The organism is Alteromonas sp. V450, from assembly GCF_001885075.1.
Classification (GTDB): Bacteria; Pseudomonadota; Gammaproteobacteria; order Enterobacterales; family Alteromonadaceae; genus Alteromonas.
Window position 1 is genome coordinate 1,325,129 of record NZ_MODU01000004.1, and the last position, 12,672, is coordinate 1,337,800.

General features: G+C 43.8%; 9 protein-coding genes. 5 read left to right on the top strand and 4 right to left on the bottom strand.

Going from position 1 to position 12,672, the window contains the following annotated elements:
- Positions 1-27 precede the first annotated feature (27 nt).
- From BK026_RS05820 to BK026_RS05835, 4 genes are all read right to left on the bottom strand, one after another.
- On the bottom strand, positions 28-894 hold the full coding sequence (locus tag BK026_RS05820; RefSeq protein ID WP_071814985.1) for a D-amino acid aminotransferase: 867 nt from the start codon (positions 892-894) through the stop codon (positions 28-30).
- Entirely contained in the window at positions 891-1,838 is a 948-nt protein-coding gene (locus BK026_RS05825) for a biotin-dependent carboxyltransferase family protein (protein ID WP_071814986.1), read from the bottom strand. Before BK026_RS05825 ends, BK026_RS05820 begins: the two co-directional genes overlap by 4 nt.
- Entirely contained in the window at positions 1,835-2,575 is a 741-nt protein-coding gene (locus tag BK026_RS05830) for an allophanate hydrolase subunit 1 (RefSeq protein ID WP_071814987.1), read from the bottom strand. The genes BK026_RS05825 and BK026_RS05830 overlap by 4 nt, the downstream gene beginning before the upstream one ends.
- Positions 2,576-2,709: 134 nt before the next feature.
- Entirely contained in the window at positions 2,710-3,447 is a 738-nt protein-coding gene (locus tag BK026_RS05835; protein WP_071814988.1) for a 5-oxoprolinase subunit PxpA, read from the bottom strand.
- A 65-nt stretch (positions 3,448-3,512) separates the two neighbouring features.
- On the opposite strand from BK026_RS05835, the gene BK026_RS05840 reads away from it, so the two are divergent.
- From BK026_RS05840 to BK026_RS05860, 5 genes are all read left to right on the top strand, one after another.
- Positions 3,513-4,385, top strand: coding sequence for a S1 RNA-binding domain-containing protein (locus BK026_RS05840; RefSeq protein WP_071814989.1), 873 nt, complete (start codon positions 3,513-3,515; stop codon positions 4,383-4,385).
- Between the two features lie 85 nt (positions 4,386-4,470).
- Complete coding sequence (locus BK026_RS05845; protein WP_071814990.1) at positions 4,471-4,863, top strand: OsmC family protein; 393 nt, start codon at positions 4,471-4,473, stop codon at positions 4,861-4,863.
- Between the two features lie 212 nt (positions 4,864-5,075).
- A complete protein-coding gene (locus tag BK026_RS05850; protein ID WP_071814991.1) occupies positions 5,076-6,179 on the top strand; it encodes an efflux RND transporter periplasmic adaptor subunit in 1,104 nt (367 codons plus the stop codon).
- A 28-nt stretch (positions 6,180-6,207) separates the two neighbouring features.
- Positions 6,208-9,546 (top strand): efflux RND transporter permease subunit, encoded by a 3,339-nt coding sequence (locus BK026_RS05855; protein ID WP_071814992.1) that lies wholly within the window; start codon positions 6,208-6,210, stop codon positions 9,544-9,546.
- Positions 9,543-12,629, top strand: a complete 3,087-nt coding sequence (locus BK026_RS05860) for an efflux RND transporter permease subunit (RefSeq protein WP_071814993.1) — start codon at positions 9,543-9,545, stop codon at positions 12,627-12,629. Before BK026_RS05855 ends, BK026_RS05860 begins: the two co-directional genes overlap by 4 nt.
- Positions 12,630-12,672: the final 43 nt, after the last annotated feature.

A 12,672-nucleotide genomic window follows, 5' to 3' on the forward strand; every position in this document is an offset into this window, starting at 1 on the left:
GTCACTTCATCAAGCGGGCCTTTTTTGTTACGCTTTAAATTTATATGCATGGTAAGCGTTAATTGCTTTCTCCCACACGTCACCGACTTCTCCTGTGCCGATAGGTTTACCGTCTACTTCAACAACAGGAGCGACTTCTTTGCTTGAAGAGGTTAACCATACTTCTTCGGCTTCTAGCAACTCATCTTTACTAAACCAAGTTTCGGTAACAACCAAGCCTGTCTGTTTAAATGCTTCAATGGCAATAGCACGCGTAATACCAGGAAGCAGTTCATGATTTAATGGCGGCGTATAAATACACCCTTCTTTCACCATAAATACATTGCACGAACTGGCCTCGGTTATCATGCCTTCATTGTTGTACAAAATAGTCTCGTTAACACCAGCATCCACCCCCGCTTGATAATGCATGACATTGCCTAGCAAAGACGTAGATTTAATATGGCAGCGTTGCCACCTTTTATCCTGCTGCAGCGCAACTTTGAACGGCTTTGCATCCGCTTTTGTAGTGGGCTGAGGCGGTGCTATTTCAAAGGCGAAGCCAAATACTGTAGGGGCTATATTCTTGGGGTATGCATGAAAACGCTTTGTATCGGTTCCTCGACTCACATGGAAATAAACGCCTATATTTCCACTTTCAATACATGCTCTGTTTTTCTCAACCAAACTAGACAAAATGCCTTGCCATTCATCTGCTGTGTAAGGGTTGGCGATTTCAATGGCTTTAAGGCCTTGTGACATACGGGCAGTGTGGCCTTTGAAACCTACCGCTTTGCCAGCATAGGTCGGAATGACTTCATAAATACCATCCCCAAAAAGAAAGCCTCTGTCCATCGGAGAAATCTTCGCCTCAGAAAGAGGCATATACTCACCGTTTAAAAACGCAATTGTCACAATATTTCTCCTTGTATGCGGCGCCTCCGGCTTGTCATCAGTAGCCAGTCTGCCCTTGCTTCTTCTTCATGTTGAAAAACAAAATTCACTTTTTCACCCGGAACGGCTTGGGCCAAGCGACTTATATCGCAGGGGCTTACGCAGCCAAGTTTTGGATAGCCCCCCAGTGTTTGTCTGTCGCGCATCATTACAATAGGCTGCCCATCACCGGGGACTTGAATAGCGCCTAAATGAATGGCTTCAGAGCGCATATTTTCTATATCGGCGGTGACCGGTTCACCAGTAAGCCTAAACCCCATACGATCGATAGCTGAAGAAACCGTATAACTACTCGTTTCAAAGGTACGCATGGCAACAGTACTAAAACTCGAAAACTGATACCCTGGAATAACGCGAATAGACTCTAAGAATCCATAGTCATCGATATGTTGCTGAGGAAGCGTGCGCATTTTAGCGCTATCTTGGTTTCTAGTGTTAGCTAAAACCTCTATGCAGTCTCCCACTTTTAACACGCTTCCCTTGTTATCTAACCCGCCTAACTGTTCACGAACCACGGTACAAGCACTGCCCACCGCTTTCGGAACCTGCCAGTTTCCACCAACCGCTAAATAAGCTTTGCAACCAAGTGATGTACTGCCAAACGTAATAGTTGCACCTGCCGGTACTTTTTGACTTTGGTATGTTGTTTTTGCGTGTCCATTTATATCAAGCGAGGGGTTCCTGCCAGTTACCGCAATTATACAATCTTCATCAACCCGTAATCGCATTTCACCAATGGCTTCAATGCATGGCGTGCCATCTAAATTGAAGGCAAGAAAATTGGCCCAGTCATAGGCGTTACTATCCATAGGACCAGATTCACAAAAACCATCCCGTTGTCGCCCTACCCGTCCGTTATCAATGATAAGGCTAAACAGTCCTTTACTGAGTACTTCGATTCTCATCGTTCAACCTGCAATCCTGCTCTATATTCCTGTTCAGTAACTGAAACAAACCTAACCTCATCACCTGCTTTTAAACGGGCTTCAGTTTGCTCTTTTTTATGAATGAGCATGTCGAATGCCGTAAGCCCCAATAGATTCCATCCTCCAGGCGATTCACTGGGGTAAACGGCAGTTTGCCTATCAGCGATTGCGACCGCACCTTTGGGTACTCGTTTGCGCGGTGTGCCTAGTCGCGCACATTCGAGCGCTTCTGGAATATCGCCCATATAGGCAAAGCCCGGGGAAAACCCCACTGCGTATACTTTATAAGTCGTGCTTGTGTGCAATTCGATAACTTCTTCAATAGACAGTGACGTTTTTTTACTCACTACACTCAAATCACTTGCATTAGGTGCACCGTACCAAACGGGAATATCAATCACTGCGCTACTTTCGTTTTCTTTTGCTTGTGAAGAGTCTGACTGCTGGTATATGTCTTCAGTACTTAAGTTGCTTAGGGCACGGTACACACCGTGGCTATCAATTAATGTCATGTCAAAAACAATTAATAAACTGTCGTAGGACGGCACACATTCACGCAGCCAAGCCCACGAATTGCTTCCCTTTTTGCTATCTATCGCTGCCAGCATGTGATGACAAGCGTTATTGGCGTCATCCAGGTTTGCGCCATCAAAATACAAAATAATGGCGTCTGCACTTGCTGTAACTATTCGCTTAATGCGACCGAACGCTTGCATCTGCTGTCCTTGTTGTCTTAACGGCCATAACTATTGCTAATGAGCGCTAGATAATAGGTATCTAACACCTGGTACAACAAAGGTTAACAGCCTTTTATATTGTTCTTTTAAATTGTGTTTTTAATGAGGCAAATTTATAGAAATGTTCTGATTTTTTTTGCAATACTCACCGCCCCTTTAGTATCACCATGTACACACAGAGAATCCGCTTCTATTGCAAGTGTTGCTCCCGAAGCTGTGGTTACCGTACCCGACGATATAAGTTGTTTAGCTTGAAGTAGTGCGTCGCTCTCGCTTAACACGGCACCTTCAAGTAAGCGAGATTGTAGCAAACCTTCATCGGTATAACGTCTGTCTGAAAATGCTTCAAAATACAACGGCAGTCCCCACTCTTGCGCAGCGTCTTTAAGCGCGGCATTGTGCGACGTAGCCTGCACCATTAACGCAAGGGGCGAATTTGAAAACTGCATATTTATTTCAGCGATGCTTTGCATGACGGTGCGCATGACTGCAGTATCTTTCATCATGTCGTTGTAAAGCGCACCATGAGGTTTGACATAGCTCACTTTAGCTCCGCAAATTTCTGCCATTCCACTTAACGCGCTTACTTGATATTGGATCATAGCGCTAAGTTCATCGGCGGCAATCGCCATACTTCTGCGGCCAAAGCCCTGTAAGTCTGGATAGGCTGGATGTGCTCCTATGACCACGTCATGTTGTTTAGCTGACAGAATAGCCTGCTTCATGACTAATGGATCGCCCGCATGAAAACCACATGCAATGTTAGCCTGATCAATTTCTGCCATAATGGACGATTCCACCGGCATAGACCATGCGCCAAAACTCTCACCTAAATCGCAATTTAACTTCATAATGGTTTAGCTCTTACGTTCATTCCAGTATCATGTTACCTGTTCTTTTTAAAAAGTCAGTGCTGATGATACATATTGGAAAAATTAATACATTACGCGTGGTAGCCCAATACCCTTTTGGCTACGCTCTAGCGCCACTTGTCGAAAACGACAGCGTAATAGAAATAGATGATACTGAAGAGGTACAAACTGTTACCCTTGCTATTGACGAAGTAGAAACTTCGCTCACCGAAGGCCAACAGGTAGACGTATTTGTAGCCACAGATCAGCGCGGCGATCTTTATGCCACCCTGAAAAAACCGTTGATTCAAGTTGGTGAAACCAAAGTACTTAAAGCGGTATCTGCCACTAATTTTGGTGCATTTTTCGATTGGGGCTTAGACAACGATCTTTTAGTGCCTAACGATTATCAAGCCCAACCTGTTAACCCAGGTATGTTCTACGTAGTTCACACCTTTTTCGATGATAAAACCCAGCGTATTTTAGGGGCAACCAAACTTCACTATTTTCTAAAGGAAAGTAGTGCCTATCTGAATGAGGGCGACACGGTAGAATGCTTGGTGTACGCCAAAACTGATTTAGGTTTTAAGGTAGTTATCAATGAGAAAAGCTTAGGTCTTATTTTCCATAGCGATGCCTTTAAGCCACTTAAAGTCGGGCAAGCTACTGAAGGGGTAATTAAAACCATTCGTGACGACGGCAAAGTGGATGTAGCCCTTCAGCGCATAGACAAAGGTGGCCGTGATGCACTTCAACAAGCTATTTTGGATGACTTAGACGCCCACGGTGGGATTTCTACGTTAACAGATAAGAGTGCGCCAGAAGCCATTTACTCTCATTTTAACGTGAGTAAGGCGGCGTATAAAAAAGCGTTAGGGGCGCTATATAAGCAAAAGAAAATCACGCTTAGCCCAGATGCAGTTCGCCTTAACAAATAAACGCACATGTTACAGCTGCATTGAAGCGCTAAACTAGCCTGCCTTGCAGCTTCCTTTTTTTATTCTTATGACATTAGGACAAACAATGAAAGCACGTGTTTCTTGGGACCAGGATTTAACGTTTACCGGTACAACAGACAGCGGATATAAAACGGTAATGGACGGCAGCGGTAAGGCCGTGTCACCAATGGAATCAGTACTGTTGGCAGTGGGTGCGTGTTCAAGTATTGACGTGGTAGATATCCTTAAAAAAGGACGCTTTAACATTGAAGCCTGCAACTGTGAACTAGAGGCTGAACGCGCTGAAGAGCCACCACGTGTATTTACTAAAATCCATGCACATTACACGGTATCAGGTGACGGCATTAGCGAAAAGGCGCTTGCTCGCGCTGTTCAGCTTTCTGCAGAAAAATACTGTTCCGTTATGCTGATGCTTACAGGTAATGTTGACATCACTACAAGCTATACTTTGGTTTAATCAACTTTAGTGTAAAACACCTCTGGTTAGCAATTATGACTAATCAATCGCGAATAAGGCTAACCTGTAGGGATAGCCTTTTCTTTTTTATCGCCAATATGACGCCTATCTTATTGATTAATAGAGGATTTAACAAAATTTAAAAATTTGGCACACCCCGTGCTGTAAGAGGTCAATATTGTACAAAGACTATAATGTCAGGGTTATTGACCATGGAAACTACAACTCGCCGCTCTTCCGCTTTACCACTCAACGTTCGCCTACTTGCTACAGCAGGCCTAATATCCTTATCTTTATCAATGACAGCCTGTTCAGATGCTGACGCTGTCGACGCTAACGACCAAGCCAATGAAATCGACGAGGTCGTATTTGCGGTTCCCGTTGAGACTGAAACAGTGGCAACGGGAGACATCACCTCAACTTACGATACCACAGCCATACTTGAAGCTCGTGAAGAAGCATTTGTAGTCGCAAGAGCTTCAGGAATAGTGGAGGAGATATACGTAGAAGAAGGTGATTTTGTTGAAAAGGGTCAAGTATTAGCCCAACTTGATAAACGCCGTTACGAACTAAACTTATCGAAAGCACAGGCTGAGCTTACCGGAATAGAGCGCGAGCTAGAAAAAATAAATAAAGTGTATTCGAAAAAACTCATCAGTGACGATACATATGACAAACTCACATCTCAATTTGAATCTGCTAAAGCATCGGTGCGTCTTGCCGAGCTAGACCTAAAAGAGGCGACCATCACAGCTCCAATTAGCGGTTTTGTCGCCGAGCGAAATGCAAAAGTTGGAAATTTAACCGAGTCATTTCAACGAGAGCGCATGTTCCACATCGTTCAACAGCGCAATCTTCAAGGTATTGTTTACCTACCAGAGAACGAGCTATCAAACGTTACTGTGGGTCAATCAGCCATGCTGACTGTTGCTGCCCTTAACGATCGCGCAATTACTGCAACAGTCGAGAGAATTAGTCCGGTAATTGATGCTACCACAGGTACTTTCAAGGTCACTTTAAAAGTGCCTAATAATGATAATCGCTTGAAAGCCGGAATGTTCACCGATGTATCGCTTGAGTATGCCACACATGCAAACGCCACACTGCTGCCACGACGCGCCCTTATTACTATTGACGACAATCATAGTGTCTTTGTTGTAGATAACGGAAAAGTCAAGAAAGTGGACGTTTCCACAGGGTTTGAAACCAATGACGTTGTTGAAGTTATTAGAGGGTTAAGCGGCACGGAAGAAGTGGTCACGGCAGGTCATCAAAATTTAAAAGACAGTGCACCTGTTGAAGTTGTAAACAGCTAACTCCGCTTTATCATCAAGGAATAAAACAATGCGTATTGTAGATATTGCTGTAAAGCGCCCTGTTGCCGTGAGTATGTTTACGTTTGCGGTGTTACTTTTCGGTATGGTCTCTTTAGGTCGCCTATCTGTTAACCTTTTACCCGACCTATCTTATCCAACCCTTACTATACGAACAGATTACGATGGTGCAGCGCCAGGAGAAGTCGAACAACTCGTATCAAAACCTATTGAAGAAACTATTGGCGTAGTCAAAGGAGTACGAAAAGTTACGTCTACGTCGCGTGCTGGGCAATCTGATGTTGTCCTGTCATTTTCATGGGGTACTGATATGGACTTCGCAAGCTTAGAAGTTCGAGAAAAATTGGATGTACTACAACTTCCTTTGGACATAGATAAACCAAGACTTCTTCGCTTTAACCCCAGTTTAGACCCTGTGATTAAGCTTGGCCTTACTGCAACATCAGAATCAAACTCGTTAACTACACCAGAAATCAAGCGCTTACGTCTATATGCTGAGCAGCAAATAAAACGGAATCTAGAGTCTGTGGAAGGTGTCGCGGCTGTGCGCGTGGGCGGCGGCTTAGAAAATGAAATTCATATACTAATAGACCAACGAAAAGCAAGTCAGTTATCAATTCCTATTACCCGTATCATCGAACGCGTCAGCGCTGAAAACATTAATGCTGCTGGCGGCCGGATAAACAACGTTGCTCAAGCTTTTCTGGTAAGAACATTGAATCAATTTGAAACGCTATCCGATATTGAAAACCTCTATATTGGGCGTTTCGAAGGTAAAAACATTCAGCTTAAAGACATTGCGACCGTAGAAAATGCGTATAAAGATAGAGATGTAATCACCCGCTTTAACGGGAGTGAAGGGGTTGAAATTGCTATATATAAAGAAGGTGACGCTAATGCTGTAACTGTCGCAACAAAAATCGAAACTAGGTTGCAAGAAGTCAACCAGAATCTGCCAACAGGTTATGCACTAACCAAAGTTTACGACCAAAGTTTGTTCATTGAACAAGCCATCGAAAATGTTAAATCTGCGGCTGTAATTGGCGGTATCCTTGCCATGCTTGTGCTTTATCTTTTTCTTAAAGATTTTTGGGCAACAGTCATTATATCAGTTTCTATCCCCGTTTCTGTTATCGCAACTTTCAATTTAATGTACGCCAACGATATTAGCTTAAACATGATGAGCTTAGGTGGGATTGCGCTGGCAGTTGGTCTATTAGTCGATAACAGTATTGTCGTGCTTGAAAATATTGACCGACACAAAAAACAAAAAGTACCAAGAACGTTAAAGCAAGACGAAGATGCCGTGGACACTGCTGCACGTAAAGGTACCAAAGAAGTATCCGGCGCTATCGTTGCCTCTACCCTTACTACGATGGCAGTTTTTGTACCGCTTATTTTTGTTGATGGAATTGCAGGGCAACTATTTAAGGATCAGGCTCTAACCGTTTCGTTCGCGCTAGCTGCCTCGCTCATCGTAGCACTGACAATTATTCCGGCGATGGCTCACAGAAAGAAAAAGCCGAACTTAGACCATGAAGATGTATTTACCCCAACAGCGGTAACTAAGCGCCCTTCAAACTTTTTCGGCAAATGCGTATTTTATCTTACGCTTCCTCTTCGCTTTGTCTTTAAATTTGTTTTTGTTTTTCTGCCTGCAGCATTGTTTACGCTAGTCATTGGCGCGTGGCACTTGGCTGCGAAGATTTTGGGTTTTGCTTTTAAACCTTTCGTACTGACCTTCAATAAAGCATTTGATCTACTATCGCGAGGTTACGAAAAATTACTCTATTTCAGCCTGAATGCGCGTTTACTGGTCGTAGGTATTGCCATGGTATTTGCAATAGGTGCGGTAACTTTAGTTCCTAGGTTGGGCATGGAGCTTATTCCGACGTTGTCACAAGGGGAATTTTCGGTAGAGGTTACATTACCAGCAGGCTCTCCTCTTGAGCGTACCGATGAGGTAATAAGCGACCTTGCTGCGTTTACAATGGCTCCCTTGGAAAACGCAGATTCAACAAAGGTTGCACGTACTTATGCAATGTCGGGTACAGGCAGCCTGATAAGTGCTGCACCCAACCAAGGCGGTGATCACTGGGGTAAATTAAACATAGTTATGGTACCCGGCGCTACTGAAAGCGACATGGAAAACTTGAAAAATGAACTCCGAAAGTACCTTGCATTAAAACCACAGGTTCAATCGGTTTTTACCGAGCCCGAGCTTTTTAGTTTCGCCTCTCCTATTCAGATTGAACTGGCAGGTTACGATTTGAAACAGCTACAACAATATGGCGATGCCATAGCTACGAAGTTAGCAAGTTATCCAAATTTTGCTGATGTAACAACGACGGTTCGAGACGGTAATCCAGAACTTAAAATTACATTTCAAGACGCGAAACTAGCACGACTTGGATTGGATGCTGCAACGGTATCTGAATTAATTAGTGCCAAGATAGGCGGACGTGTGGCGACGCAATACAGTGTCGGCGATCGAAAAGTTGACGTTTTAGTTAGAACCATTGAAAGCCAGCGAGATGATATTGCAAGCGTGCGTGCTATCGTTGTAAACCCAGGCTCTTCTCAACCTATACCATTAAGTGCAATAGCAGACGTTTACATGAGCGTAGGCCCTAGCGAAATAACAAGAGTGGGGCAACAGCGAGTAGCGCTTGTCTCGGCCAATGTACGCCAAGGAAAATTAGATGAGGCCGTTGCTGTAGCACATGATATTTTGCAAGATACCGCGCTTCCTTTGTCGCTTACGGCAACAGTTGCAGGACAAAGTGAAGATATGCAAAACAGTTTCCAAAGCCTTCAATTTGCTCTCGCATTAGCCATATTTATGGTTTATGTCGTCATGGCTTCACAATTTGAATCACTTTTGCACCCACTGCTTATTTTATTTGCGGTTCCACTTGCAGGTGCTGGTTCAGTCTATGGGTTATGGCTTACCAACACACCGCTTAATGTCGTCGTTTTCATCGGCCTTATCATGCTTTGCGGTATTGTGGTAAACAACGCAATAGTGCTGGTAGATAGAATAAATCAGCTACGCCGCTGCGGTATGGATAAGCACAGCGCTATCATTGACGCAGCAAAAACGCGCTTACGTCCAATTGTCATGACCACGCTAACGACAATATTGGGGTTATTACCAATGGCATTTGGTTTGGGTGAAGGCGCTGAAATACGCACGCCCATGGCGATAACCGTGATATATGGTCTACTTTTTGCGAGCATGCTTACGCTAATCTTACTGCCGGTTTTATATAGCTTGTTCGATACTAAGAAGCGAGCAGTGAACGTTACGCACAACGCAGAAACCGTTCAAGCACGAGGTGTGCTATGAATACTCCGCATCAATCAAAAATAGCAGGTTTTGGCGCTAGCTTAGCTCGTCTTGCACTTAAAAAGCCGGTCACGGTTGGTATGCTGTTTCTTTCTATGTTGCTATTTGGAATAGTGTCCAGCCGTTTATTGCCGCTAGAAAAATTTCCAGGGATAGATATTCCACAAATGGTCGTGCAGATACCCTACCCCGATGCAACACCCGTTGAAATAGAAACGATGATTACCAGGCCCGTTGAGGAAGCCGTTGCTACCATGTCAGGTATTAAGCGTTTACGTGCGCGTTCGTATGACAACATGGCAGAAGTTATCGTTGAATTTGATTGGGATGAAAATCTAAAAGCAAAAAGCATAGAAGCACGAGAGAAAATTGACGCCATAAGACACGAGTTGCCCGACGATATTGAACGCATAATGGTATACAAGTTTAACACCAACGATATGCCAATTTTTCAGCTTCGCGTGTCGAGCGACCGCGACCTATCGAGCGCTTATGATCTTCTCGAGCGAAACCTTAAACGCCCTCTTGAGCGCGTGGCGGGGGTATCTAAGGTTGAACTGTACGGCACGATGAAGCGGCAGATTACTATTAGGCTTGATCCTAAAAAGCTTGCGATGTACAAAATAGATGCGGGGAAACTCGAACAGAAACTCCAAAAGGCTAACTTTTCTTCAACAGCTGGCTACATGTTTAACAATGGTGAAAAAGTGTTGGTCAACCCAACAGGTGAATTCACTGACATAAACGACTTTAAAACAATGTGGGTCAGTTCCAATGTACGCTTATCTGACGTCGCAAGCGTTAACTACGAACTTCCTCAGCGCAACGAAGGCCGTCACCTCGATAGAACGTTTGCAGTAGGTTTCAATATTTTCAGAGAATCAGGTAGTAACTTAGTTGACGTATCAAACGCCGTATTAGACGTCATTGAGAATGCAAAGGAAGACCCCGAATTTAATGGCATTAATTTGTTTATCATGGATGATACAGCAAAAAGTGTTACCTCTTCGTTGAGCGATTTACTGTACGCAGGTTTGATTGGCGCATTACTTTCGGTCGTTGTGTTGTACTTGTTTCTGCGGCAATTGACGACAACATTAATCGTTGTTTTATCCGTTCCATTTTCAATTTGTATTACGCTAGGCGCTATGTATCTTTTAGGGTATACGCTTAACATCCTGTCGCTAATGGGCTTAATGCTTGCGGTTGGTATGTTGGTTGATAACGCAGTTGTGATTACAGAAAGCGTGTTTCAAGAGCGGCAGCGAAACACGAATACAAATGAAGCAACACAGATTGGCGTGAACAAAGTAAGTTTGGCGGTCATCGCTGGGACTGCAACCACCGCTATCGTTTTTTTACCCAACATTATTGGCGTAAAAATTGACGTAACCATTTTCCTAGAGCACGTTGCGGTAGCAATATGTATTTCGTTATTCGCTTCGCTTTTTATCGCTAAAACACTCATACCGCTTCTGACAACAAAAGTTAGAATTCCTATAGTGAGAACGCCGACAATACCATGGTACATTCAAGGCTACAGTAAGGCACTTCATTGGATGCTTAAACATCAACGCACGACGTGTGTAATTGCTCTTTTATTGCTTTGTTCTACGGCAATTCCTATGCAAGCGGTCACCTCTGATGACGAAGGCAACGACAACCGTGAACGTATATGGCTCAACTACCACGTTACGCAGAACTTTACCTTAGAAGAAGTAGAAAAAACCGTCGATAAAATGGAAGCGTATTTATATTCCAATCAACAGCGGTTTCATATTAAACAAGTCTACACGTACTTTACAGCAGGACACGCGGTAAGCGGCATAACGCTTAACGATAACTTACCTGTTAGCGTGGCAGAAATTAAAGAAAATATCCGTAAGGATATGCCTGCATTTGTTAGGGCAAGGCCTTCTTTTCAGTGGGACAGCGGCAACGGTGGTGGTGTCAGAATTACCCTATTAGGAGAATCTTCTGATACGTTACTTACACTTTCAGAACAAATTGCACCGATACTTGCTGCGGTAAAAGGACTAGAAGACGTTAAAGCTGACACGGGTTCAACGCGAGACGAAGTACAGATCCGTATAGATAGAGAAAAAGCCAATCGATTTGGGATCCAAGTTAACAGTGCCGCTAACTTAATATCTACAGCACTGAGAGGGAATAACTTACGTACGTTTCGCTACGGTGATGCCGGTGAGGTTGCAGTACAAGTTAAGTTTGGAAGTAACGTAGATTCTTCCCTTCGAGAACTGAAAAATATTAATATTGGATTTGCACAAGGTCAGTCGATCACGCTTGATATGATTGCCGACTTTTCTGTAAAGCCGCAACTTTCCCAGATCAATCGTAATTATCGCCAAACTGCACTCGCGATTGGCGCTAATTTAGCTGATGAAACGACCACCGAAGAGGCACGTGAGCGAATTGAGAATGCGCTAGCAAATGTTTCCCTTCCGACCGGATACACATGGACGTTAGACGGGAGTTTTTCCCGACAAAACGAAGCGAATGCGGTCATGCAAATGAACATGTTGCTTGCATTGTGTATGATTTATGTTGTGATGGCAGCACTGTTTGAATCGCTCATTCTGCCTACCTCTGTCATCACTTCATTATTGTTCTCTTTCACCGGCGTGTTCTGGGCATTTTTTATCACAGGCACCCCGATGTCAGTAATGGGAATGATCGGCATGTTGATTTTGATGGGGATAGTGGTAAATAACGGAATTGTTTTGGTAGATAGAATTAATCAGCTTATCAATGAAGGTTTATCGCTTTACGATGCAGTAGTTGAAGGTTGTTCAACACGTATAAGGCCTATTTTAATGACAGTAGCAACGACAGTACTGGGCTTAATACCACTTGCATTAGGCAGCACACGTATCGGTGGCGACGGGCCTCCATACTCTCCCATGGCCATTGCCATTATCGGCGGGTTGGTATTTTCCACGCTTACCAGTTTGTTCTTAGTGCCGCTTGCATATGTTCTTCTTCTAAAAGTTAGATTTAAAACGCAGCGTTTAATAAAACAAAGTAAAGCGCGAGTTGCCACGCTAACCAATTTGACACAATAACGAAAAACGCGGGCACGACATTCAGCACAGTGCAAAAAATTAT